19 protein-coding genes and 2 pseudogenes are annotated in these 25166 nt (G+C 44.6%); 12 read left to right on the forward strand and 9 right to left on the reverse strand.

Going from position 1 to position 25166, the window contains the following annotated elements:
• Positions 1-17 precede the first annotated feature (17 nt).
• Together D1970_RS12830 and D1970_RS12835 are read right to left on the reverse strand one after the other, a co-directional pair.
• Positions 18-1541, reverse strand: coding sequence for an acyl-CoA synthetase (locus tag D1970_RS12830; RefSeq protein WP_119113273.1), 1524 nt, complete (start codon positions 1539-1541; stop codon positions 18-20).
• A gap of 180 nt (positions 1542-1721) precedes the next feature.
• Positions 1722-3785: a sigma-54-dependent Fis family transcriptional regulator gene (locus D1970_RS12835; protein ID WP_119113274.1), complete on the reverse strand. Its 2064-nt coding sequence runs from the start codon at positions 3783-3785 to the stop codon at positions 1722-1724.
• Between the two features lie 180 nt (positions 3786-3965).
• On the opposite strand from D1970_RS12835, the gene D1970_RS12840 reads away from it, so the two are divergent.
• Positions 3966-4334 carry an HsmA family protein gene (locus tag D1970_RS12840; protein ID WP_119113275.1) on the forward strand — a complete coding sequence of 123 codons (369 nt, stop codon included), beginning with the start codon at positions 3966-3968 and terminating at the stop codon, positions 4332-4334.
• A gap of 347 nt (positions 4335-4681) precedes the next feature.
• Here the strand turns inward: D1970_RS12840 and D1970_RS12845 are convergent, their stop codons facing one another.
• A complete protein-coding gene (locus tag D1970_RS12845) occupies positions 4682-5449 on the reverse strand; it encodes a 3-hydroxyacyl-CoA dehydrogenase (protein ID WP_119113276.1) in 768 nt (255 codons plus the stop codon).
• A gap of 235 nt (positions 5450-5684) precedes the next feature.
• Between D1970_RS12845 and D1970_RS12850 the strand changes: the two genes are divergently transcribed.
• The 3 genes from D1970_RS12850 (at position 5685) to D1970_RS22420 (ending at position 7812) form a co-directional block, all read left to right on the forward strand.
• On the forward strand, positions 5685-6044 hold the full coding sequence (locus D1970_RS12850) for a DUF948 domain-containing protein (RefSeq protein ID WP_119113277.1): 360 nt from the start codon (positions 5685-5687) through the stop codon (positions 6042-6044).
• Positions 6045-6333: 289 nt separating this feature from the next.
• On the forward strand, positions 6334-7563 hold the full coding sequence (yedE, locus tag D1970_RS12855; RefSeq protein ID WP_119113278.1) for a selenium metabolism membrane protein YedE/FdhT: 1230 nt from the start codon (positions 6334-6336) through the stop codon (positions 7561-7563).
• 72 nt (positions 7564-7635) lie between these two features.
• Entirely contained in the window at positions 7636-7812 is a 177-nt protein-coding gene (locus D1970_RS22420) for a sulfurtransferase TusA family protein (protein WP_209796900.1), read from the forward strand.
• Positions 7813-8171: 359 nt separating this feature from the next.
• Here the strand turns inward: D1970_RS22420 and D1970_RS12865 are convergent.
• Positions 8172-8504 (reverse strand): annotated as a pseudogene (locus D1970_RS12865) (amino acid permease); the annotation flags it as partial.
• A 373-nt stretch (positions 8505-8877) separates the two neighbouring features.
• Between D1970_RS12865 and D1970_RS12875 the strand changes: the two are divergent.
• Entirely contained in the window at positions 8878-9441 is a 564-nt protein-coding gene (locus D1970_RS12875) for a hypothetical protein (protein ID WP_119113281.1), read from the forward strand.
• Positions 9442-9666: 225 nt separating this feature from the next.
• Positions 9667-10182, forward strand: a complete 516-nt coding sequence (locus tag D1970_RS12880; RefSeq protein WP_119113282.1) for a DinB family protein — start codon at positions 9667-9669, stop codon at positions 10180-10182.
• Positions 10183-10387: 205 nt separating this feature from the next.
• Here the strand turns inward: D1970_RS12880 and D1970_RS12885 are convergent.
• Positions 10388-10994, reverse strand: a pseudogene (locus tag D1970_RS12885) (amino acid permease); the annotation flags it as partial.
• 389 nt (positions 10995-11383) lie between these two features.
• Between D1970_RS12885 and D1970_RS12890 the strand changes: the two are divergent.
• From D1970_RS12890 to D1970_RS12900, 3 genes are all read left to right on the forward strand, one after another.
• The gene (locus tag D1970_RS12890) at positions 11384-13786 is read left to right on the forward strand and encodes a M14 family zinc carboxypeptidase (protein ID WP_119113283.1); all 2403 of its coding nucleotides are present in this window, start codon (positions 11384-11386) and stop codon (positions 13784-13786) included.
• A 170-nt stretch (positions 13787-13956) separates the two neighbouring features.
• Entirely contained in the window at positions 13957-15849 is a 1893-nt protein-coding gene (locus D1970_RS12895) for an OPT family oligopeptide transporter (RefSeq protein WP_259339667.1), read from the forward strand.
• Positions 15839-16174 carry a PqqD family protein gene (locus tag D1970_RS12900; RefSeq protein WP_119113285.1) on the forward strand — a complete coding sequence of 112 codons (336 nt, stop codon included), beginning with the start codon at positions 15839-15841 and terminating at the stop codon, positions 16172-16174. The genes D1970_RS12895 and D1970_RS12900 overlap by 11 nt, the downstream gene beginning before the upstream one ends.
• 81 nt (positions 16175-16255) lie before the next feature.
• On the opposite strand, the gene D1970_RS12905 is transcribed toward D1970_RS12900, so the two are convergent.
• Positions 16256-17446 (reverse strand): M14 family metallopeptidase, encoded by a 1191-nt coding sequence (locus D1970_RS12905; RefSeq protein WP_119113286.1) that lies wholly within the window; start codon positions 17444-17446, stop codon positions 16256-16258.
• 120 nt (positions 17447-17566) lie between these two features.
• Entirely contained in the window at positions 17567-20233 is a 2667-nt protein-coding gene (locus D1970_RS12910) for an EAL domain-containing protein (RefSeq protein WP_119113287.1), read from the reverse strand.
• 200 nt (positions 20234-20433) lie between these two features.
• On the opposite strand from D1970_RS12910, the gene D1970_RS12915 reads away from it, so the two are divergent.
• The 3 genes from D1970_RS12915 to D1970_RS12925 all read left to right on the forward strand — a co-directional run bounded on the left by D1970_RS12915 (position 20434) and on the right by D1970_RS12925 (position 23303).
• A complete protein-coding gene (locus D1970_RS12915; protein ID WP_119113288.1) occupies positions 20434-22509 on the forward strand; it encodes a carbon starvation CstA family protein in 2076 nt (691 codons plus the stop codon).
• Complete coding sequence (locus D1970_RS12920) at positions 22502-22705, forward strand: YbdD/YjiX family protein (protein ID WP_119113289.1); 204 nt, start codon at positions 22502-22504, stop codon at positions 22703-22705. Before D1970_RS12915 ends, D1970_RS12920 begins: the two co-directional genes overlap by 8 nt.
• 178 nt (positions 22706-22883) lie before the next feature.
• Positions 22884-23303: a hypothetical protein gene (locus D1970_RS12925; RefSeq protein ID WP_119113290.1), complete on the forward strand. Its 420-nt coding sequence runs from the start codon at positions 22884-22886 to the stop codon at positions 23301-23303.
• 47 nt (positions 23304-23350) lie between these two features.
• Here D1970_RS12925 and D1970_RS12930 read toward each other — a convergent pair whose 3' ends face one another.
• Positions 23351-24157, reverse strand: a complete 807-nt coding sequence (locus tag D1970_RS12930; RefSeq protein ID WP_119113291.1) for a FixH family protein — start codon at positions 24155-24157, stop codon at positions 23351-23353.
• Between the two features lie 145 nt (positions 24158-24302).
• Positions 24303-25061: an alpha/beta hydrolase gene (locus D1970_RS12935; RefSeq protein ID WP_119113292.1), complete on the reverse strand. Its 759-nt coding sequence runs from the start codon at positions 25059-25061 to the stop codon at positions 24303-24305.
• Between the last annotated feature and the right edge of the window lie 105 nt (positions 25062-25166).

Consider the following 25166-nt stretch of genomic DNA (forward strand, 5'->3'; position numbering starts at 1 on the left):
CCTCTTTTGTAGCAAAATCATCTCTCTGCTACGTGAAGCTTTTGGCGGAGCTGATATTTCAAAATCTTCCCTGAAGCATTTCGCGGCAGTTCCTTTTCGATAAAAACTTTCCTCGGAACCTTATAGCCTGCAAGCTTTTCCCGGCAAAATGCCCGTAATTCATTTTCGTCCGCAAAGGCTCCTGCCCTCGGTACAACTACTGCACATACAGCCTCTCCCCAAACTTCGTCAGGAAGCCCGATAATTGCCGCTTCGAGTACAGCCGGATGTTCGTAGAGAACTTCTTCGACTTCAATTGAATAAACATTTTCCCCGCCTGAAATAATCATGTCTTTCAATCTGTCGACAAGGGTAATCATGCCCTCATCACTGACTGTCGCTAAATCTCCTGTATGAAGCCAGCCGCCTCTCATTGTCCTTGCAGTCTCTTCAGGCTTTTTATAGTATCCTTTCATGACGGTTTCCCCGCGAATGATAAACTCGCCAACCTCCCCAGGAAGTACGTTTTTCCCTTCCGGATTCACGACTCTGGCTTCAGTCATGAACACTGCCCGTCCGCCTTTACCCGGATGCTGTCTGTGTCCTTCGGGATCAAGAATGACACCACCCGGACCGCCTTCCGTCAAGCCGCAAAGGTTAAAAAAGTTTTCCGTACCGAACATTTCCATGCTCTTCCTGACGAGTTCTGGAGCCATTGGAGCAGCGCCATAGCAGCACCTTTTTATAGAAGAAAGGTCATGTTCACCTTTGTCAGACGCCTCAAGAATGAAGTTGTACATTGCCGGAACGCCGAAAAAGTGAGTAACGCTATGTTCCTGGATTGCTTCAAGCGTCTTGGATGGATGAAAGTCACGATGAATTACATGGGATGACCCAAAGACCATCCCTGGAACCAAAAAGAGGTTAAGCTGTGCAGAATGAAACAGCGGCGCAATATGCAGAAAACGCTCTCCATGCCCCATCCCCATTTCAATTGCCATCGCAATCCCCACCTTAAGGATCCTGGCATGGTCAAAAAGAGCTCCTTTCGGCTTTCCAGTCGTGCCGGACGTATAGAGAATCTCAAGATCATCGTGCTCGTTTACCATCACTTCCGGCTCTGACGAATTTTTAGATAAGACACAGCTATATGAAAGTGATTCCTCCACATTTGGCTTCCCTACAACAATGACCTGCCTTACTCCGCTGCCATGCTGCGCGTGCCAAACAGTTTCTTCAAATTCCACATCACATATAACCAAAGCAGAATCAGACTGTTGTAAAATATATTGAACCTCCGGGGATGTCAGGCGGAAATTGACTGGGACTGCGACAGCACCTATTTTGGCGACGGCAAAAAAAGAAAACACGAAGAAATTGGAGTTTTTCATCATCAAGGCTACTTTTTCCCCTTTTTCCACTCCCATCGCCAAAAAACCATGCGCAAGCCTGTTCACTTCCGCATTCAGCTCCCTGTACGTATACCGCCTTCCTTCACACTCTATAGCAAGCTTCCCAGGATACTTTCTTGCATTCTGAGCAACATACGATCCGATATCCATCACAATCCTCCTTATATAAAAATCAATCCAAACTGCTAAGATGCAAATATTATGCCAATATTCAAACAACTACTATCTGCTATATTCTTCTTCATAAAATAAAAAAAGTGTCCATATTCCGGACACTCACGAATCAGCTTACTTCTATATGGTCGGACAGTTTTGTCATTCAGGAGGTTATTATACCGGCAGCTTATATTTCTTGATTTTTTCGTAAAGCCCCGACCGGCTGATGCCAAGAAGCTTTGCCGCTTTCACTTTATTCCCTTCTGCCTGTGAGAGTGCCTTCCTGATTGCAGCCAGTTCCGCTTCCTCAGCCATGCTGACATTCTCTATCTCTCCCGGCCTGTCTGCTAATGTCTCGTCAAGCAAATAGTCAGGCAGATCCTCCGTCTGTATGTTTCCATGCTCAGCAAACGTCATCGCCCGCTCCATCACATTCCGGAGCTCTCTTACATTGCCTGGCCAACTATAGGAAAGAAGCATTTTCCGGGCAAACGGATCAACAGAAGTGATGCTCGTTCCGAGGACGCGGTTTAATTCTTCCATCAGCTTCCCAATCAAATAATCTGTGTCCTGGATTCTCTCCCGCAACGGCGGGATATTCAGGGAAATGACGTTCAATCTATAGTATAGATCCTCCCGAAAAAGCCCGGCCTTTACCATTGCTTCAAGGTCGCGGTTTGTCGCCGCTATGATCCTGACATCTACCTGGACTTTTTTCATTCCGCCAACACGGTAAAACTCCCGCTCCTGGAGGACGCGCAGAAGCTTCGCCTGAAGCGGAAGGGACATATCGCCAATCTCGTCCAGAAAAAGCGTTCCGCCGTTGGCGAGGTCAAATTTTCCAATTTTCCCACGCTGCTTTGCCCCCGTAAAAGCTCCTTCTTCATATCCGAAAAACTCGGACTCAAGAAGATCTTCAGGGATGGCCGCACAATTGACGACGACAAACTTGCCGCTGCTCCGGGCGCTGCTGTTATGGATTGCCTGTGCAAACAGTTCCTTACCCGTACCGCTTTCGCCGCGGACAAGAATGGTCGACCGGCCTTTGGCTGCCTTGGCTGCACTTTTTTTCAGCTTTTCCATGGCCGTATCCCTAGTGAAAATATCGCCCCATGTAAATCTAGCCGATTCGGTTTTTTGGAGCTCCTGGTGATAGAAGCTTGCTTTCCTTTCAGCCTGCTTCCACTTTTTAAAGAGTTCATTCACTTCATTGAGCTGGCGGAACATCACTTTGCCAATTGCACCGATGATTTCCCCATCCTTCAGGACAGGAATGCGCTGGACAATATATTTGATTCCATTCACTTCTTTAAAATCACTAATTTCTGCAGTTTCAGTTTTGAAAACAGATGAGAGTTTCAGCTGAGGAAATACTCGGTCAGCATTTTCACCAAGAACATCAGTCCTACTCAAACCGAACAGTTCAAGAAGTGGAGGGCTCACCATCAATATGGTCCCGTCCCTATTAGTCATGAGCAGTCCGTCATAGGCATGCTCAAGCGCAGTTTCAATCGATTTTTTCAAGGTATTGACAGACTCAAGCTCTTCCGCCATTTTTTCAACCTGGGAATTATCGTGAAAAATGACAATGCGAGCATCCCGGTCTTGTGTTGTTTTGAAAGTGCCCGTACGGACGATGGCTTTTGTTATTCCAAAATCTATCTGCGCTACATCAGCCTCCTGCTTTGACAGCCCAGGAAAGAGAGAGCCACACTGCCTATTCATCAAACCTTCCCGCTTCATTCCGGCCATCCTGCACAAGCGGTCATTGACAAAAGTGACAGTTCCATGTTCATCTGCCATGAGTACCCCAATATTGGACTCCTTCAGGATGGCTTCCAGCTGGTCCTTGAGTGAACTTGCTTCCGCAAGAAGCGCCATAACCATATCTGTTTTCGTCAAAAGGCCTATGACTCTGTCACTTTCATCAAGGACGACCCCTGTTCCAACACGGCTAGTCTGTACAATCCGGGCAATTTCCTCATATGGAGTATCAATCCTGATTGTCTCTGTCTCCGCTTTGATATACATGCGAATTGCTGTTTCAAGCGGATTCTGATCCAGCACCATCTGAAAAAGCCTGCTCCTTGTAAAAACCCCAGCAAGCCTCCCTTCGCCATCTGTGACAGGCAGGAGGCTCCACTTCTTCCTTTTGATGACTGAGATCGCTTCCCCAAGTGTCGTATCTTTGGTAATCGTGCAATCAACCGGTGTCACTATATCCTTAAACTCGATCATATACACGCCCCCTTTGAATCAAGACAACATTACTTTTTATTGTACTGGATAAAGAGAGAAGTTTTTAGTATTTTCTGAAATTTATTCTTACGGGATGTAACTGACTGTTCATTTTCCATTCATATTCCCGGGTTATTATGTAGAGGAATAAAAAAAAGATCACGAAAAGAGGAAAATAAAATGTTATTACTAGCCATAGTATCCATTAATCTTGCATTAATTTTTTATACAATCGGGGTATTCGGTGAAAAAAGGCAGCAAACATTAAAAAAATGGCATGTCTCCATTTTCTGGATTGGGCTATTGTTTGATACCCTAGGCACAACAGCAATGGGGAAAGTTGCAGGACAAGGCTTCGGACTAAACTTCCATGCGATTACAGGAATGCTTGCCATTCTTCTGATGCTAGGCCACGCCATTTGGGCAACCGTTGTCCTTTTGAAAAACGACGACCGGATGAAAGCAAGCTTCCATAAATTCAGCATCATCGTCTGGGCCATCTGGCTTGTTCCTTTTATCTCAGGGGCAATCTACGGAATCACAAGCTGATGAGTTTGAAGTTGCCGAAAAATGCGCAGGGAAACATAATGTTTCCCTGCGCATCTTTTATTTCCTACACCAATTTGCCCCAGCCCAACCGGAGTAGTAAACCCAGGTACGGTTGCTACGACAGTATTCGTATTAGGGTCAATGTCAGTCACAGTATTTACAGTTAAATTAGGAACATAAACCAGATCGTTGGTTTGTCTCAATACTATATGGACAAAACTTTCGATTGCTTGGATACATGCTTGATTTTTTCAAAGAAAAAGCTTTCACCTCATGAATTGATGTTTCAGCCAAAATAAAAGAGAAGGCCCTCCTCTTTTATTTTGAAATATTAATACTCTCTGCTATTACTTTGGCTGCATTCTGATTGCGCCATCTAAGCGGATGGTTTCACCATTGAGCATCGAGTTTTCAATGATGCCTTCCACAAGCTGTGCGTATTCTTCAGGATATCCGAGGCGCTGCGGGAATGGTACCATTTTCCCAAGGCTATCCCTTGCTTCTTCCGGCAGCGAATCGAAAAGTGGTGTGTGGAACAGTCCTGGCGCAATTGTCATCACCCTGATTCCAAAAGCTGCGAGTTCGCGGGCAATTGGAAGGGTCATGCCGACAATCCCCCCTTTTGACGCACTGTAGGCAGCCTGACCTATTTGCCCGTCAAATGCCGCGACCGATGCTGTATTGATGATGACGCCTCTTTCACCTTTTTCATTTGGCTCATTGTTCTGCATCACACAGGTTGCGAGCCTGATGACATTAAATGTGCCAATTAAATTAACGGAAATCACTTTTGAGAAATCAGCCAGATTATGAGGGCCTTTTCTTCCTGTCACCTTCGAGGCAATTGCGATGCCCGCGCAGTTAATAACACTGTTCACACTTCCAAATGAAGCTGCTGCTTGTGCGATGGCGGCCGCGGTCATTTCCTCGTTCGTTACATCCGTTTGAATGAAAAGTGCGTTTTCGCCAAGCTCCTCTGCAAGCTTGTGTCCCCTTTCAGTCCCCAGATCAAGGATGGCCACTCTTCCCCCATTGCCGATAATTTTTCTAACAGTTGCTTCTCCTAGGCCGGAAGCTCCTCCCGTCACCAGTGCCACACAATTTTGCATATCCATGATAAACCTCCCCAATGTTCTTTCTGTTTTTCATGTAAGCAAGTTCCATGCCAGCTCTTATGTGGGCACTTTCGTTAGACGTATCCCTATTCCTTGTCGTTACGCTGGACAGATTTCAAGGATAGTGGCGAAAAACTGGACAGTTGGCAGCAACCTCCTCGATTTTTTCCGTAATATTTTCTCCGTTGATGGGTAAAAGAAAGATACAACCAGGAAAAAGGAGGAGAACATTACAATGATTATTGTTTATTTAAGCATCGCCCTGATAATTGGTTCTCTCGGGTACTTGGGATACACTGCCTTTAAAATTTTTAAAAAGTCAAAGCCTTCCTTAAAGGTTTTGAATGAACTATCTACAAGAATGCAGGTAAAAGCTGATACGATTAAAACAGAAACAGACAAGTTGACTCAAAACCAGCAACAGCTGATCACCGACATCAGTCAAAAGAAAAGAGCCATCAACACAACTGTAACTGCTGCTAAACAAACACCTGTCATGTTCAAGCAGCTTGTAAAAGCAAAGCCTGTCACAAAGCTTGAGCATAAACGTAAAGCAAGAATGTGGAATATGGCCAGACAGAATCGGCTAACATAATATAGAAGCAAACCGCATTGGAATAGTGCCAATGCGGTTTGCTTTTTATAATCGTGAGCCTGAAAATTCATTTGCCTGCCTCAGTTTTTCATTTTTTCGACTGCAATTAATTTTTCCTAAGGTTATACTGTCCCCGTTTTATTTCTCACTTGAAGCCCCTTTAAGTTTCAACTAGTCATAATATCAATCAGTGCCATCGAGAAAAGCTATTGATGGTGTGAAGAACCCTATGCAATAATGTATTGTTGGCTTGATAACATACTATTTTATAGGGAGTTGCGAAAGAAACGTGAATCTGTACCAAAAATTATTCAAGGAATATTGGAATCCCTACATCGCGGTCAGCATTGCAGGTTTAGTTAGTGCCTTATATTTTGGCATTACAGGAACTTTGTGGGCTGTTACTGGAGAATTTACAAGGATCGGCGGACATATTTTGCAATGGTTCGGCGTAGATGTTTCACAATGGGCCTATTTTCAACTGGTTGGCATGCAAGGCACGACAATCGAACGGACAGACGGCTGGATTGTTATTGGCATGCTGCTTGGAGCATTGACTACGGTATTGCTCAGCAACAGCTTCAAATTCCGTTTACCGAAACAAAAACGCCGCCTGGTTCAAGGATTTATCGGCGGAGTGATTGCCGGATTCGGAGCACGGCTTGCCCTTGGCTGTAACTTAGCTGCATTTTTCACTGGTGTACCTCAGTTTTCCTTCCATGCTTGGATTTTTATGCTTACAACAGCGATTGGAACCTATTTGGGTGTTAAAGTTATAAATACCAAATGGTGGCGCGGAAAGCCAAACTTGCGCAAAGGAGCTCTCCATCCAGCCGTTACTGCGCAAGGCCAAAAATCAAATATGCAGCCTGTTTTAGGTGCCATTATCGCATGTATCTATACAGGGATTGTCATTTACTTCTTCACGGTTGGAAAACCGCTTTTAGCCGTTGCATGTATTGCCGGAGCTTTATTTGGAATCCTGATTGAAAGAGGACAAATTTGTTTCACTTCTGCGTTCCGTGATTTATGGGTTAGCGGACGGGCGGTCATGGCTAAAGCAATCGCAACAGGAATGATGATCAGTGTTCTCGTTACATTTGTATTTATTCAGAACGGTGCTGTCACGATTATCAAAATGGCTGCGCCAAGTACTGTCATTGGAGGTCTATTGTTCGGATTTGGAATCGTCCTTGCCGGCGGCTGCGAAACCGGAATGATGTACCGTGCAATGGAAGGTCAGGTTTTATTTTGGATCGTTGGTGCAGGAAATATCGTTGGTGCCACCATGCTTGCATATGGCTGGGACCACTTAGGCATCTTTAACGCCCTCACTAAAGGCTGGCCGAAAGTGAATTTAATTGAACAATGGGGACCGGCAGGCGCACTGCTGGGAACGATGGCCATGCTAGTTGGATTGTTCCTACTCTCTGGCTGGTGGGAAAAGCGCTTCCGCTACGGCAATGAGGGCACAGTAAAAGAAACAACACATCTCACTGAAAGTACAAAGGAGGCATAACGATTGTCACAAGTGATTGGAAATATTAACTACACTTTGGATACACGGGGCGAGCCTTGACCGTACCCTGTCATTTATGCGCTGGATGCGCTAAAAAACATGAAAGCTGGGGAAGTTCTGCAAGTCATCGCGGGGCCCCAATCATGCCGAAGTATTCCGGAAGAAGCCGAGAAAAATGGCTACGAGCTGGTTACTGAGCCGCAAAAGATCGGACCGGACATATACATTTATATTCGTGTTGTAAAATAAAAAAGGCAAGGTTGGAGGTGTTTCTCCAACCCTGCCTTTTTTTGCTAAAGTGACCTTTGTAAATTCATCTGTTTTGCTGTCTCAACTATATTTTTATGATCGGCAAATTTACTTTCCTGTTCAAAGGATTCACTTTCCTGAATTCCTATTCTATTTTCTTCTTTCCCGTTTTTTGTTTGAACCCTGACAGAGAGCACGCGTTAGTGTACTTGAAGTCTACTTTCACCACCAATAAAGCGACACATCAAAATGCCACCATAGGTCTCCCGCAAACCGCCATGATACAAAAAAGCCATCATTACTCAGCTGAATTTAGCTAAGCAATGATGACCTTTCTGGAAATATTCCGAATGCCATAATAAAAAGCCCGGTGCCTGCCCTTCCTTCGCCATTACCCACAGCATCCTTGTTGAAGCATATAATCCAGAGTTCCCTGCAGAAAGTACGGATGTAAGAATGACAGCGTTCATTACACAAGCAGCAAAGGCAATTCCGGCACGCTCGAACACCAATGTAAATGGACTCATCGCCACTTTTTCGATATCACTACTCAAAAGTCTTGAATCTGTAAATGGAATGTTCATGGAAATGATAAATAGCGAGAACATGTAGAATAAGAGGATTCTCCAAAATACTTGCTTTATGGCCTTCGGTACATTCTCTTTCGGATTTTTACTTTCTCCAGCTACAATTGTTAAGTGACAAAAAAGTTGTTTATTTTACAATAAAGTCGTTTAAAAAATAAAGTTGTTTAAAAAAGTGCGAGTCATTCTATTCAACAATCGTGCCATATTCTTGAATAAGGAAGGAATTTATATGAACAATCTTGAAATTGTAATTTATTCCAGAAAAAGTCATCGTTGTCGAATAAGGTACAAATATATAGCCCAACCAGTACGTGCCTATTATGTAATTCACTTAAAGGATATAAAGAATAAAAAGGCTCTAATATTGAATAAGAATATAAAGGGCAGAACTTATTTGAAGATTTTTGAAACTTTGTACTTTTAGGTAATTTTTAAAACTAATATGCTTCATTTCTTAAACGAGAAGGGAGAATGTCTTTTGAGCTTAAAACATGAGAAACATATGAGGTCAGAAATAGCTGATAAAACTTATTTGACTAAAGGATGGGGCTATGTTGCAGCTCTTGCACTGTTGCCGTATGCGATTTTAAAATCGCTTTGGGCATGGGGATCAACGGTAGGACTTACAACAAAACAAGCTGTACAAGATGTATCAGGGTTTGGTGATACATTAAAGGAAGGACCTGCTTTTCTATATACGTTATATACCATCGGAATAGACATCACAGCTATCTTGGCGATACTGGCATCTTTATTTGCTTTAGCTCTCGTGACTTCCTGGGGGGAGAAACTACCAAAATGGTTATTAATCATATCAGGATGGTCAGTTGGGGTGTTGACAGTTCTAATTAGCTTCTTGACAGCTCTTCAATTTTTAGGAGTGCTTCCAAAAGGATACAACGAAGGATTAGCCATTTGGGTGTATGTGGTAACGTACGGAGGATTGTTCTTGTGGGGAGTAACTGTATTTATAGCGACTCTGTCGTTTCAGCATCGGATTAAAAACAAACAGTCCCCCCCAAAAAGGGATTTTAGGCAATAATTTACTTCGAGTGCTTATCTTGAATATCCTTTCAGTGTTGGTGTTCCGGGACAATTTTCAACAATTGGGCGCTATCCTGGAACAAGGATTGGCGCTCATTTTTCATTTTAGGGCCAGTTTGTGGAGGATTTTAATAGGTTTTTTTAGAGTTATTATTTAAATAGGGATTTTGAAGTCTTTTGGTTAATATTAAATGTTAATCTATAAAAGATGGAGGTTGTTGTGATGTTGAAACTGTTTCAATATAACTGGCAAGTTCGTGATGATTGGTTTACATTGTGCGAAGACATATCGGATGAAGAACTATTAAAGAAACGGGTCGGTGGGTTCGGCAGTATCCTACATACCCTATTTCACATTGTAGATGTGGAATATATGTGGATCTTAGGTTTGCGAGGTGAACCAGTGCCTGAGGAGCCATTGTTTGAGGATTATGCTAGCTTACAAAAAGTGAAAAAGCTTTCAGCTCAATACCACGAGAAAGTGAAGCCATTTGTGACATCTTGGACAAATGAAATGGATTCTCGGAAACTTTCAGAAACTGATTTCAATGAAGAACCGATTAGCTCTAGAGACGCACCAATCAGGCGCCGGGTCATTGAATGTACACACGGAGAGATCATACGTCATGTCATTGTCCATGAAATCCACCATATCGGCCAGTTATCTATATGGGCACGTGAAATAGGAAAGGAGCCTGTTTCCGCAAATCTGAGAGGAAGAGGGCTATTCGATAATTAGACTGCCTTTGCCAATTTCACAATCGGGCGCTATTGTTGAATAAAACTTAGATTTTTAAACGACTTTATTGTTATATTTTTTAGTGTAGTGAAGTATCTTACATCAAAAATTTAACAACTATATTTTTAACCCCGGCCTAAATTTTGAACGGGGTTATGCTTGTTTGAGCTTTTAAAATTAAATAACTTTATTGTCATTTTACAACAATCCCGACAATTTCAGTCCCCTGGAATGAAAATCCGGCAACCATGAATATTCCTATGACTGCGAAGATCCCTCCGTTAAATGGCGCACTGCCTTTAGTGAAATTTTCAAATTCAGTGGCACCTCCGGACATAATCCCGAAAATCATTAATAGTCCCATAATGATGAATGCAATAATGGTAATAACCTTGACCATTGAAAACCAGTATTCCGCTTCCCAATATTGTTTTACGGATAAAAAGTTAAGACTGAAAATAATAGCCAAGAATAGGCCGCTCCAGAGGAAGGATGGAGAATCTGGAAGCCAGTACTTCATTAAAATCGCACCGGCAGAGATTTCAAGTGCGAGCGTCACAGCCCAGCTAAACCAGTAGATCCAGCCAATCTCAAAGCCAAATGCGGGATCGACAAACTTTGTCGCATAAGTACTGAAGGATCCTGTCACCGGCATGTATGTCCCCATTTCACCAAGACTTGTCATTAACAAGGTAGACCATGAAGCCGACGATACCGTAAGCCAGAAGCGCACCGCCCGGCCCTGCCTGGTAAATGGACGCTCCGCTTGCAACGAACAAGCCTGTACCGATACTTCCCCCAATCGCGATCATCGATAAATGCCTTGCCCCTAGCCTACGTTTTAGTCCGTGTGTTACGGCAGTGCTTCTCTTCTTATTCAAACCACCAATTACTTTTGTTTGTGGCTGGCTGATTTGAGCTTCTCTTATTCTTTCCCTCTCCCTTATCGTGCATATGGTGTTGTATGAATTATCGGCTGATCTCTATGAATACAAGGATTATGGCTACGATTCTTTTTTGCATCCTTTGCAAAGGTAACAGTTAACTACCCTTTATTATTTGTTACTAACATAGTTTCATAGATTTTTTAAAAAAATAGGACAATTGTAAGTGGAATTTTCTTGAATTTAGGATTACGATGAGAATTGGCGGATGATTGTGATTCTTTACACATTTAGTAAAAATGAATGGAGGAAAAAGGATGAAAGGCAAAAAAACGATGTCAGGCCTACTTGCAATTAGCCTATTGGCTGCAATCCCCTCTGTACCGGCACTTGCAGGCCCGGTAAAATGGACAAATGTGAATGCTTACGAAGAACAAAATGAAAGCCCTTTCAACAAAGAAAACTACGACTTTGTGAAATTCTCGCAAGTCTATAAGAAGCTGGAATCCATCAACAAGCAGTCGAACCGTATGAAAATTGAAGTAAAAGGGACGTCCGCCAACGGTAACCCTCTTTATGTCGTCACAATTGCTGATCCTGCCTCTCATGGGAAGTTCGGGAAGATTCAGGCATTAAGGAAACAAATGTTCAAAAATCCGCAAAAAGCACAGGACTGGATTGCTCAAAACCCTGATTTTAAAGTGCCGGTCATGATTAACGGCTCGATCCATGGAACAGAGTTTGTGGGAACCGATGCAGTTCTTCAATTGATTGAGAGATTCGCAACCAAATCGGATTCAACCACTAAAAAAATCCTGGCTAACAATATCCTTATCTTCAATGTTGTCCAAAATCCGGACGGCAGAATCGGCGCTTACCGTTTTAATGGTGAAGGCATCGACCTTAACCGTGATTTCATAACCCAATCACAGCCTGAAACAAAGGAAACAGTGGCTTTGATTAAAGAGTGGAACCCGATGGTATTCCTCGACACTCACGGCTATGTAAGCAATTATGCACCTAATAAACAGGGACTCATCGAACCTTGCACCCCGCCGCACAATCCAAACTATGAATATGACCTTTTTGAAAAGTGGTCGATGAGCGGCGCTGAAGCGATGGAAAAAGAAATTATGGCTGATAAAGCCAACTACAGTGGAAGCCTTTACCGTGACAAGATGGATGGCGTCTATATCCCGCAGCGTGATGACTCAGCCGGATGGGATGATTATCCGCCGATTTTCACGCCGATGTATGCCCTGTACCACGGAGCATACGGCCATACTCTTGAGGCACCTACAAATGACCTTGATGGTGTCCGCTGGATGTATAACTCTGTCATGGGCGCACTCAAGCATGCCACAGAAAATAAACAGGCTATGATTACGGACCAAATTGAAATATTCAAGCGCGGAATCAACTTTGACCATCCGTTCCACCGTGAAGGCCACTTCCCTAAAGCCTATATCCTTCCGGTTGATGAAAAAGATCCGACCGTGACCCGGAAAGCCGTCAGCCATTTGCTTAATAATGATATTGATGTCGTCCAGGCTGCCAAAGCATTCACTGCCGGAGGCAAAACTTACGCGAAAGGCACCTATATCGTTAAGATGGATCAGGCTAAAGCCGGGCTTGCCAATACGATGCTGTGGGATGGCGAGGATATTTCAGATGACACGCCGGTCATGTATGACATTTCCGCATGGAGCCTTCCAGAATTGTGGGGCTTTACAGCAGATGCTGTTCATGAATCCGTCAATGTCACTGCCGCAAAAGTTAATAACCTTACCGGACAAGGAACCCTTTCAGGGAAAGGACCATTCCTCATTCCGAATAGTTCTGTTAAAGCTGTTAGTCTTGTGAATACTCTCTTGAAGCAAGGTACAGCTGTAAAACGCGACAGCAAAGGAAATTTCTATGCCCTCGCCCAAGCGAACCAGGTTTCTGAAGCAGTGAAGAAATCAGGCCTACAAATCAAAACTGCGGCAGTCCCTGCTGATGCTGCCCCGCTCAAGAGCCTTAAGGTTGCCATCCTGAAGGATCAGGGAATCTGGAAGACACAGTCTCATGCAGGTACCAAGCTTTCTTTGAAGCGGCTAGGCTTTGATGTGGCTGAAGTCACCGCGATGGACGTTGCAGCAAAAGGCCTTGCCGGCTACGATGTGTTTGTCTACAGCGGCACTGAGGAAATCATTGCGTTGGCCGAAGATATGTACGGTCCGAACAAACAGTTTGGCTTTAAGAATGCCGGACAGCTGCAGGATTTTAAAGCCAATCTTGGCGCCTTCCTGGATAAAGGCGGGAAGTATGTTGCGGTTGGTGCGGGTGCTTCTATTGCAACAGCAAGCCTTGGTCTTACAGATGATACGGTCATCACTGCAGATCCAAACAGCAACGGCATCGTCAATGTTGACTATGACGGCGATACGGTGACTGCGGGCTACGGTAAAAACGACCTGGGTTTTGTTTTCCAGCCCGTGTGGTATACAAATACTGAAAATGACAAAGTGGAAGCAACTTTCTCCACTAAGCCAGATTTCTTTGTTGCCGGGCACTGGAACGACCTTTACTCTGAAAATACAAGGGACAGCGCCCGCGGCAAAGCAGTCATCGTGAAAGAAAAGGACAAGAACGTCACCATGATTGGCATTGAAGCAGGCTTCCGGGACCATACCGATTATCTTTTCCGCCTGATGTCCAACGCTATATTTGAAAAATAAGATGAACAGGAAGCCCGGAAATTCCGCAGAATTTCCGGGCTTCTTTTTTACCAATTTAAAAATTACTTTCTTTTACAAACAATCGGTGAATTACTCTATCGACAGTTCGACAAAAAATGCTATAATGCTATTTGTGATTTTAAAAATGAATGAAAGCAGGCGGCGAAAAAGTGTCAGACAATTCCAAACAAACCAAATTTGTTCCGTACGTGCCATCATCCAAATCCCTTCCTGAAATGACGATTACCGCCATTATTCTAGGGATCATATTGGCGATCGTTTTCGGAGCAGCAAATGCCTATCTCGGTTTGCGCATCGGCTTGACCGTATCCGCATCCATTCCCGCAGCAGTTATTTCGATGGCTATTCTTCGCGGGCTTTTCAGGAGAAACTCAATCCTGGAAAACAATATCGTCCAAACAATGACTACTGCCGGTGAAGCAGTTGGAGCCGGAGCAGTATTTACCATCCCAGCCCTTTTTCTATGGGATGTACCAGTTTCACAAGGACTTATAATTTTTATCGTATTAACTGGGGGATTCCTCGGAGTATTCATGATGGTACCACTGCGCCATTTACTGATTGTCCGCGAGCATGAAACTCTTCCTTATCCGGAAGGAACCGCTTGCGCAGAGGTATTGAAATCCGGTGAAGAAGGCGGATCAAACGCGAAGCTGATCGGAATCGGCCTCCTCGTTGGAGCGCTTGTCAAAACACTCGGCGATGGTTTCAAACTCTTTAAAACTGAAGTAGAAACAGGCATTGCCAACTTTAAGAATGCTGTTGTCGGACTTGATACATTGCCTGCCTTGCTCGGTGTCGGGTATATCATCGGACCACGCGTTGCTGGTGAAATGCTGGGCGGTGGCTTGTTGGCATGGATTGTGCTCGTTCCTACAATCTCCTTCTTCGGAGCGGCTAACGGCACACCGATATTCCCGGCAGATGTTCCAATCGGGGAACTTGATGCCTGGGGCATTTGGGACAACTATATCCGTTACATTGGTGCCGGAGCAGTTGCGGTTGGCGGTTTGATTACCCTTGTTAAAACACTTCCTACATTGTTCAATTCGGCAGCTGCCACGCTGCGCGGTGTAAGAGCAAACAAAGGCCAAATGAAACCTGCTCCAATCCGTACAGAAATGGATATGCCAACAAAATATGTTGTTATTGGAACGCTTGTTACTATTCTAATTATCGCTTTTGCACCGATTACTGATGTAGGTCTTATCGGAGCCATTGCCATTGCAATATTCGGATTCCTGTTCGTTTCCGTCGCATCACGAATTGTCGGAATTGTTGGAAGTTCGTCTTCCCCTGTTTCCGGTATGACCATTGCCACATTGCTGATTGTAACACTCGTATATAAAGCAACCGGGTTTACTGGAATGGAAGGTATGGTAGCCGCTTTGACAGTTGCTGCCATCATCTGTACAGCTCTTGCGGTTGCTGGAGACGTTTCCCAAGATTTGAAAACAGGTTATATTGTCGGCGGAACACCATGGAAACAGCAGGTTGCGATGATGATTGGCGTTGTCGCTTCCGGCCTTGTGATCGGCTTCATCCTCATATTAATGGATAACGCGTACACTATGGGTTCAGCTGATCTTCCTGCACCAAAAGCTGCCCTTATGAAAATCCTTGCCGAAGGAGTCCTTGGCGGCGACCTTCCATGGAACTTGATTTTCATTGGCGCAGCTATTGCGGCTACTCTTGAATTTTTCGGATTAAATACACTTGTTGTAGCAGTGGGAATTTATCTTCCTGTCCATGTTAGTTCACCGATTATGATCGGCGGTTTTGTCCGCTACTTTGTTGACCGAAGCGCTAAATCTGCAGAAGAACGAAAAGAGCGCGCTGACCGCGGAACATTGTATGCGTCTGGTTTGATTGCTGGGGAATCGCTCGTCGGTGTAATCATTGCCATCATGATTTACTTTGGCGTGAATATCCGTGACACTGCCATTTCACCAAGCAACCTTATACCATTCCTAATCTTCCTGGCTCTGGCCGGAACACTTTGGTATATTTCCGTAAGAGGAAAAAAGCTGCATGCTAAGTAAACGCAAAGGTAAGGAGAGGAACCTGCTAACGCTGGTTCCTCTTTTGCCAGACCATGTCCGTTTAGGCGAAAACTGTCTTTTGGTTGAAAGAAAAAACTGGGCTGAAAAATTTTCAATCCGTTTCTTAAAACAGCCGTCCATTCGTACAATTAAGCTTGATAAATTCGGAGCTTTTGTAGTGGAAAGAATCGCAGAACAAAAAAACGTGGAAGAAATCATTGCCAGTCTTCAGGAACATTTCGGAGAAGAAGCCGAACCAGCCTTGCCCCGGCTTAAGAAATTCCTCGAAATCCTAGAAGTAAACGAATGGCTAAAGTGGAAGTAGAAAAGCGGAAGCGCCCGTTAAGCGTCATATAGGATACAACAGAACAAGCCAGCCTGGGAAATCCCGGACTGGCTTGTTTTTTTACATATATAAGGCTGCAAGAAAAATCCCCAAAGAATCGCGGTATATCTCGTCGAACTGCGACAAAGGAAGCGGGTTGACCCCACGGCCCATTTCCACTGTAAATCCAGGCCGCCTCCAGTCCTGAATAAACCAATCCTTATAACCCGCATAGCTATCTACCGTTTTTACTGGCTGATAGCCGCTTACCCTGCCAAATTCCCGGACAATTGTTTCTGATTCTGGCGGCTCCAAATTTTCAAAACCCCAATAAATGACTTTCCCCTGTGTATGAAAAGCAAGGACCCTCGAAAAATTACGCTGTCTTGTCAGGTTAGCCATTGCAATCGCTTCCGGCTCGGACAGTGGCTTTTCTCCTCCGTAATCTCTCGGCCCGGGATCAACCTTAATCCGTTCTTTTTCCCGTTCCCATAGCGCAGGGAACTGATCATTCAAATCAACACCCCTGATGTTGGCCTTCCAGCCAGAGAAATCACTGCTCCCCCTGTTCATTTTAAGTACATTTCCTCTATATGGCTCATCCGGAGGCAGACCGTTCAAGACAAGGTTTACCCCATCCGGGTTCACCATCGGGACGAATGATAGTGAGGTTTCCCCATAGATTCGATCCATTTGCATTCCACGAAGCGGAGTTTTGTTGGTCAAAGATAATAAATAGTCATTCAGGAACGTCATTCCCACAGATGTTGTAATCCACTCATTTCCATGGAAAGAAGCGTTCATATGGACGCGTTTGGGGCCATTGCCGACAAGCACCTCAGGAATGGGTTTCCCCAAGACCGAAGTGCCTGCAGTTAACACACCTAAGAATGGATACACCCGTTCCAACCGTCCTAAATCATACATCATTGTACTGTGGTCATATCGCTTTTTCCCTTCAACAAGCCGCCATGTAATTCGCTGAGGAATTTTAAGATTCTGGCCGGCTAGAAGGGTAGCAGAGTGCAGTCCCTGATTGGCAAGCTGAAGGGCGTCAATAGGAAGGCTGCGCTTTTTGGCAATTTCCCACAGTGTATCCCCGGGTTTTACCTGATAATCCACAGCCACAAAGCCCGGAACCCGCACACGCTGCCCTACCTGGAGGCTTAGTGGATTGATACCCCTGTTTGAATCAATAATCAGCTGCAGTCTGGTGTTAAACAACTGGCTGTAATACCAAAAAGAATCTCCCCGCCTTGCAATGATATCCATATTACCCTCCTGTGCTGTTTAAGTCACCTTTTTAAAAGATATGCCGAAGCAAGGAGGAATATTAAGCTGGACCATTGTTTGTCGATAATCCCTTACTGATGAAAAAAATAGAGAGACAGCTTAGATACGAACTTCCCCATTTAGCTGAAGACTTGTTATACTTGCCCGGGCCGGCCTGCTGAACAAGAAACCTTGCATTTTACTGCAGCCAAGATTCTCCAAAAATACAGCTTGATTCTCGGTTTCCACCCCTTCTGCAACTACTTCAAGCCCCAGGTTTCCTGCCATGTTGATGATAGAAGCAATGATTGCTTCATTGGCTGGATCCTTTCCAATTCTGCTGATGAATTCACGGGCAATTTTAAGTGTATCGATAGGAAGATTTGTTAAATATGACAATGAGGAATAGCCTGTCCCAAAGTCATCAATCGATATTTTGGCACCTATTTGCCTCAGCCGGGATAAGTGGGGAACCGTTCCGAGATAATCATTCATTGCAATGCCTTCCGTTATTTCAAGGTCCAGGAATCGCGGATCCAACCCCGTTTGATCTAGGACTTTTTCAATATTTTCCACAAGAGCATGTTGATAAAACTGTTTAGGCGAAAGATTGACGCCGATTTTTATTTTGCTGCCGGCTTTATGCCATTTTACAGCCTCGCTGCATGCTTCCCTGAGAACATAATCGCCAATTGGGACAATCATGCCTGTCTCCTCAGCAATTGATATAAATTCACCAGGCGGTATCATTCCCATGGACGGATGATTCCAGCGAATAAGCGCTTCGGCACCATAGTATCCCCCTGACCGCCTGTCAATTTGAAGCTGATAGTGGATCTCAAACTCTTCCTTCTCGATGGCCCTGTGCAAATCCCGTACAAGAACAAGCTTCCTTGCAGGCAGTTCCTGTAAATCATCTGTATAGAAGCAGTATCGGTTTTTGCCCTGGTCCTTTGCTTTATACATGGCCATATCAGCCTTCTTCATCAATCCTTCGGCACTTTTGTCATCTTCCGGGTAAAGCGCGATCCCGATGCTGGGACTAACTCGAAGTTCATGTCCAAAAACCTTGAAGGGCTGGTTCAGGGCTTCGTTTATTCTTTTTGCAATCCTGCCTGCATCCTCCCATGAAGCGAGTTCCCGGGCGAGGATTGTAAATTCATCCCCTCCCTGCCGTGCAATGAGACTCCTGCTGTCAAGGCAGCCCTGCAGCCTTTCGGATACTGCAATCAGCAGCTCATCGCCCGTATTGTGACCAAGTGTATCATTCACAATTTTAAAGCGATCAAGATCCAGGAACATGACAGCCATTTTTTCTCCCGATGTTTTCGTTACTTCCATTGCTTCATCAAGCCCTTTTTTAAACAAACTCCGATTGGGGAGTCCTGTCAGCAAATCATGGTATGCCATAAAAGTAATCTTTTGTTCATTGTCTTTTTTCTCTGTAACATCCTTTCCGATTCCGTATATGCCAACAACCTCACCATCAACTTTTATTGGAACGGTTGTCCAAATCGTATGAAATGCGTATCCATTTTTTGTTGTGGTAACTTCAATGGTTTGGGAACTCTTCTTCAAGTCAGTTCCAAGATAGCTTTTTATTTTTTCAGCAAGCTGAGTATCTACTATTTCCAAAATTGACTTTTCAACCAACTCTTCCCTTCGGTATCCGGCTATCATACTGTAAGCATGGTTCACCGATGTGAATTTCCCGTTAAGATCGATTGAAAAGATCGCATCTGAATGGTAATCAAACAAAGATTTATACCGCTGCTTGTTGATAGCAAGCTCTTTTGTCCGCTCAAGGTACTTCTGAACGAGCTGGCCGTTTTCTATAAGTATCACAACCTGTCTGACAACCAGCAGGAAAATAGACGCCCCTACTCCAATCAAAATAGGATTGTTCACGCCTGATTTAAGGATGATAAAAAAGATCAACATCAGCATAGTTACGAATGGCAAGTACTGTGATAATATCCCTCTCGGTTCATCCACTCCGTCTGACTCTCCAATGCCAGAACCTTCGGGTCTACTATTTAACTCTCCTCCATAACCAATCATCAAAAGCGCAAGGCTGAACAATGGGTCGATATAGCTGCCTGAAGTGTACGTCCCTATTGCCGAAAGATATAAATAAGCAGAATCTGCAAACGTCTGGGTGATCATCCCCGTGAACAGGAAAATCATCCCTTGCCTGAAGCCCCTGCTGGCACAGCCAAGATAAAGGACCATGCTGCCAAACAGGATAGCCAGATCGCCGGCGGGATACGCAATGTTCACATACATAAGGAAGCCAGACACCTCTGGGTCGGACAGGATTGGATGAATAAGAAACAGCCAGCTGAAGGCAACAGCCGCGGCCATGACAATCAGGACATCAACAAGAAATCGTATTCCTTTGTAATACTTTTTATCAAAAACAATCCGGTAAAAAAATGACAATAGATAGAATACATATTGCAGAAAATAGAACAAATCGCTCAGACCCGGCTGCGGTACATCCTTCCTGGCGAAATTATCGTAATAGAGCCAGACGCTTTCGGCTGCTGCATTGGAAAAAGTGCCGAGCGCCAGAAAGATCCAAAAAAGATATTCCTTTCGTCCTGCCCTTTTCCCTGCCTTTACAAGCCAATATGATCCAATACAGGGCGCGGCGATTGAAAAAAGATTGCCCCCGAGCTGGCGCTGGAAGAAATTTTCGTTTGAAGCCAACAGCCACGCATAGTATGCAGCGGTGAAAAGAATGACAAAGATTAGCTTTGGGGATGTAAATCGACTTTTTTCCATGATGCAAATCCTCCAATTGGGGTGAAATACAGAAGCGGTCTAGCGGGATTAAGAAATCTTTTAGACATTCGTTAATCTTATATCGGCTCAAAAAAGACTTCCTTCAAGATAGAAGAAAAGAAAAATAAGAATAATTATTTAAAAATTTAGAATTATAAAATATAATGAAATACAATTACTAGAAAAGGTGGAGGGAAAATGTGAAGGCATTAAAATCAATCATCATCTGGGGAATCATTTCAGCATTGGGAGCAGCAGGTTTTGCAGTAATGGCTTTAAACAAAGGAGAAAGTGTCAACGCGATCTGGCTGTTGACGGCAGCAGTCAGTGTTTACGCCATTTCATACCGTTTTTACAGTCGGTTTATAGCCCAGAAAGTGTTTGAACTGGATGACAACCGGAAGACACCAGCAGAAATCAATAATGATGGAAAGGATTATGTTCCAACGAACAAATGGGTTCTGTTTGGCCACCATTTTGCCGCTATTGCCGGCGCAGGTCCGCTTGTCGGTCCGATACTGGCTGCACAAATGGGCTATCTCCCGGGTACCATCTGGATTGTTGTGGGGGTTGTCCTTGCCGGCGCCGTACAGGATTTCATCATCCTTTTTGGATCGATGCGCCGTAACGGAAAATCGCTTGGGGAAATGATCAAGGAAGAAATTGGACCTGTTACAGGCCTTATTGCCATGATAGGGATTCTTGGAATTATGATTATTTTATTGGCAGTATTGGCACTTGTCGTGGTAAAGGCCCTGACAGGCAGCCCTTGGGGAATGTTTACGATTGCAGCAACAATACCAATCGCGGTTTTCATGGGCTTTTACATGCGTTATATCCGGCCCGGCCGAATCGGCGAGGGATCGCTGATTGGAGTCGTGCTATTGCTGTTCTCCATCTATGCTGGCCAGTATGTGGCACAGCATGAGCAACTGGCAAACATGTTCACATTCAAGGGCGAAACCATCGCCATCATGCTGATAGTGTATGGTTTTATCGCCTCTGTCCTTCCAGTTTGGATGCTTCTCGCTCCCCGTGACTATTTGAGCACCTTTTTGAAAGTCGGCACCATTCTCGGACTTGCCATTGGTATCCTTATTGTTGCTCCAGACCTCCAAATGCCTGGTGTTACACAGTTTATTGATGGAACAGGGCCAGTGTTTGCGGGTAACTTGTTTCCTTTCCTTTTCATCACGATTGCCTGCGGGGCTGTATCCGGATTCCATGCTCTTGTATCCTCTGGAACAACCCCAAAAATGATCGAGCGAGAGTCCCATGCACAGCCAATTGGCTACGGGGCGATGCTGACAGAATCCTTTGTCGCTGTTATGGCGATGATTGCTGCTTGTGTCCTTACCCCGGGCATCTATTTTGCCATCAACAGCCCTCCTGCTGTCATTGGTACGGATGCAGTCCAGGCGGCCCAGACCGTTTCAAGCTGGGGATTTCAAATCACGCCAGATGCTTTGACAGGACTTGCTGACGATGTTGGCGAAAGTACAATTCTTTCAAGGACGGGCGGGGCGCCGACACTTGCAATTGGAATGGCTGTCATTTTTTCAAAAGTGATTGGCGGGAAAGCACTCATGGCCTTCTGGTACCATTTCGCCATCCTGTTTGAGGCCTTGTTCATCCTCACAACCATTGATGCTGGTACACGAGTCGGGCGTTTTATGATACAGGATATTCTTGGAACTGCTTATAAACCGTTTGCTAAAACGGATTCTCTTATTCCGAATATCATTGCCACCGCTATATGTGTGCTGGGCTGGGGCTATTTCCTTTACCAAGGTGTCATTGATCCTCTTGGAGGAATCAACACGCTTTGGCCGCTGTTCGGGATTGCGAACCAAATGCTTGCGGGGATTGCCCTGCTGCTTGGCACCACGGTCCTTTTCAAAATGGGAAAGAAAGCGTACGTATGGGTAACGTTAGTCCCGACAACATGGATTCTTATAGTGACAATGACGGCCGGATGGCAAAAGCTGTTTCATGAAAATCCTAAAATCGGTTTCCTCTCGCATGCAAAAGTTTTCAGGGACGCGCTCAATGATGGAAAGATTCTTGCACCTGCCGCGAACAAGGAGCAGATGAAGCGAGTGCTCCTCAATGATTATATTGATGCCGCCTTGTGTGGAATCTTTATGCTCGTTGTCATAACAGTTCTAATTGCTGCTGTCCGAATCTGGATTAAAGTGCTTTCAAACCAGAAGGCGGATCTGCACGAGTCTCCATATGTGCCTCGAAATGGCGGGGATGTGAAGACTTATGTTTAACAAAATCAAAGATATTCTTTCATACCGGAAGCAATTCATTTCCTTGCTTGTAGGTGTTCCTAGCTACGAACGGTATGTTGAGCACATGAAGGAGCATCATCCTGGCGAAGCGGTCGTGTCGCGGAAAGACTTTTTTTCACAAGCCCAGGAAGCGCGTTACTGCGGAAAGGGTGGGAAAGTATCGCGTTGCTGTTAGGATAGTTGAATGACTAAATTTTAGAAAGCCTGCTTCTTTGTTGAAGCAGGCTTTTTCCCTATGAAGGCCGAGTTTTTACAAAAATGCAAAATTATTACACAGCGACCCATATTGGTTTCAGGATTGATATAATAGAATTGGAAAGGTTTTCATTTTTTGTTTTAAGGGGGGCAGAAATATGTTGGGTATCACAAAAAAACAAGAGCTGTTCGCTGAATTATCAGGGTTTAAAGCCGGAAGTACCATGTATTTGCATAAAGCCGAGCTTTGCCAGCTGCTTAGCTTTATCGCTGAGCACGGATTCGACCGGTGTAAAGCAGGATTATCCTTCGGCTTTATAACCGAATGGGTGGATGTCCCGCCTGAGGAGTTTGTATATTCAGATGATAGCCCGTTTTATTCCCTTCACTTGAAAAACTTTGAATTGAAGTTAGGAAGCTGGGATGGCTGGGAATGCTATGACCGTGCCGCTGCCTTCCCGGATGAAAGAAGCCTTGTCATCACACTTGAAAACCATATCTGTTCGGCACCCGGCACTTCCCGCGTGACACTGGAAATTACATTGCCGGCACATAAAGCAGTTTATTTTTCACATTAGCACTCTATAAAAGACAGCCCCGTACGCATTCGGTACGGGGCTGTTTGTTAATGGACAGCAATCGCTTGCTGTTTATGTTCATGCAGTTTACCTTTGTTCACATGAACATTGATCTCATAGTTTCCGGGGTCGCTGAACTTCCTATTTAGTTTGTACGTGCCATCCTCTGCTTCTGCTGTATCCAGGAATTCGTGCTTTTCGGCACCCTTCTTCCAGATCTCGAGCCTGACTTTCGCTTCGGTGAGCGGATGTCCGCCATCTTTTAGTATGACTGTCAAGGCAGCTTCCTCATTTGTGTTGATTTTCTGGGGTGTCATCAGATGGATGTCTAGGCTGCTGTCATGATGGCCAGCTTCACCGTGTTCGGACTCGCTTTTATGATCATGGCCCTTGCTGCCGTCCTCACTGTCATGATGGGAATCTTCCTTATTGCTGTCATGAGGTTCTTCCGCATTACCAACAGCAAGCTTTTCGGTCGGCATATTGTGCATGTCTCGGGCCGTTACATGCGCAGTAATAGAATAAACCCCATCTGCCATGAAAGTGTTCCTCACTTCATAGATACCTTTCTTTGTGTGCTTCGCGGGAAGCATCTCACTTTCCTTGCTTCCCTCTTCCTTAATTTCGAATTTTACCGAGTCAGCATCCTCTACATTTTCCCCAGACTGTGTTACACGGGTGCCAAGAACCACTTCTTTTTGCGGGATTGCATGGTCTGGAAGCAGGATTTTCACTTCAATCGCTTCAGGAATTTTTTCTTTATCGTCCTTTTTTGCTGCCTGCCCTTTATTATTCGAACAACCTCCAGCCAATGCCAGAAGAAATACTAAAACCAATAGGTTCATTTTCTTCATAAATTGTCTCTCCTAGTTAAAAGTGTTTTCACAATAGGTATATTGTAAAATCAACTTGTGAGAGAAGTATGAAACAAAAGAAAAAAATTACAAAAACCCCACTTCACCCCACTAAAGCGCGCCTGACCCCCGGTGCGGTGGTGCGTTAAAGTTCGGCTTTCTTTTCAACTTTGGCAATGAACTTCAGTGTGCCGTCAATGATGTTCTGCTGGTCATTATCAAGTGTTGCTACATGGTAGCTTTCTTTCATTGTTACAAGCTGTTTGTCTGCTGAAGTGATGGACTCCAAAATTGTTTGGGAATTATGCGTCGGAACGACATGGTCCTCTTCCGAAACAAAAATAAGGGCGGGACATTCTATGCTGGCCAGATTACTTTTCACTTTCTCCATCAGCTTGACGAGTTCCCGGATGGATTTGACCGGTGTTTTCTCATAAGCGAGTTCGCTTACACCTTCTTTTTTTATATCCGACCCGATGGCATCAAGGAAGCGAATGCCGTCAAGGTTTTGGACTGCTGCCATATCCGGGATATCGACCGCTGCATTGATTGGGATAATTCCTTTAATTTCAGGATGTTTTTCGGCCATGTACAGTGTCAAAGTCCCTCCCATAGACAATCCCGTCACATAAACAGAGTCGCATCTTTCCTTAAGCCAGCGGAAGCCTTCTTCAACGGAATCGACCCAATCCTGGTAAGTCGCAGCCTCCATTTCTTCATAGTGGGTGCCATGTCCCTTCAACCGTGGACCGCACACAGTATATCCCGCTTTGGCATAAGCCTCTCCCAGCGGACGCATGCTTTGCGTAGACCCAGTGAATCCATGTGATACAAGAATCCCCACATTTCCGCCTTCAAAATAAAATGGCTCTGCTCCCTCCAACACACGATACTCTTCTGACATTACATTCCCTCCTGCTTCCAACTTTTTTATATACCACTTAAAAAGATTCGTCCCCATTCTTGTAAAACCTGCGGGGTGCAGTTGTTTTAGGCAGATGTCATCAAT

This window comes from Mesobacillus zeae, assembly GCF_003570705.1.
GTDB classification, from domain to species: domain Bacteria; phylum Bacillota; class Bacilli; order Bacillales; family Cytobacillaceae; genus Mesobacillus_C; species Mesobacillus_C zeae.

What these genes read in the sequence shown, in the direction of transcription:
- D1970_RS12935 (WP_119113292.1), bottom strand. Translation starts at nt 25,061, where the DNA reads ATGTCAGAAGAGTATCGTGTGTTGGAGGGAGCAGAGCCATTTTATTTT.
- D1970_RS12905 (WP_119113286.1), bottom strand. Translation starts at nt 17,446, where the DNA reads ATGGATATCATTGCAAGGCGGGGAGATTCTTTTTGGTATTACAGCCAG.
- D1970_RS12835 (WP_119113274.1), bottom strand. Translation starts at nt 3,785, where the DNA reads ATGATCGAGTTTAAGGATATAGTGACACCGGTTGATTGCACGATTACC.
- D1970_RS12920 (WP_119113289.1), top strand. Translation starts at nt 22,502, where the DNA reads ATGTTTAACAAAATCAAAGATATTCTTTCATACCGGAAGCAATTCATT.
- D1970_RS12840 (WP_119113275.1), top strand. Translation starts at nt 3,966, where the DNA reads ATGTTATTACTAGCCATAGTATCCATTAATCTTGCATTAATTTTTTAT.
- D1970_RS12830 (WP_119113273.1), bottom strand. Translation starts at nt 1,541, where the DNA reads ATGGATATCGGATCGTATGTTGCTCAGAATGCAAGAAAGTATCCTGGG.
- D1970_RS12845 (WP_119113276.1), bottom strand. Translation starts at nt 5,449, where the DNA reads ATGGATATGCAAAATTGTGTGGCACTGGTGACGGGAGGAGCTTCCGGC.
- D1970_RS12890 (WP_119113283.1), top strand. Translation starts at nt 11,384, where the DNA reads ATGAAAGGCAAAAAAACGATGTCAGGCCTACTTGCAATTAGCCTATTG.
- D1970_RS12930 (WP_119113291.1), bottom strand. Translation starts at nt 24,157, where the DNA reads ATGAAGAAAATGAACCTATTGGTTTTAGTATTTCTTCTGGCATTGGCT.
- D1970_RS12925 (WP_119113290.1), top strand. Translation starts at nt 22,884, where the DNA reads ATGTTGGGTATCACAAAAAAACAAGAGCTGTTCGCTGAATTATCAGGG.
- D1970_RS12880 (WP_119113282.1), top strand. Translation starts at nt 9,667, where the DNA reads ATGTTGAAACTGTTTCAATATAACTGGCAAGTTCGTGATGATTGGTTT.
- D1970_RS12850 (WP_119113277.1), top strand. Translation starts at nt 5,685, where the DNA reads ATGATTATTGTTTATTTAAGCATCGCCCTGATAATTGGTTCTCTCGGG.
- D1970_RS12900 (WP_119113285.1), top strand. Translation starts at nt 15,839, where the DNA reads ATGCTAAGTAAACGCAAAGGTAAGGAGAGGAACCTGCTAACGCTGGTT.
- D1970_RS12910 (WP_119113287.1), bottom strand. Translation starts at nt 20,233, where the DNA reads ATGGAAAAAAGTCGATTTACATCCCCAAAGCTAATCTTTGTCATTCTT.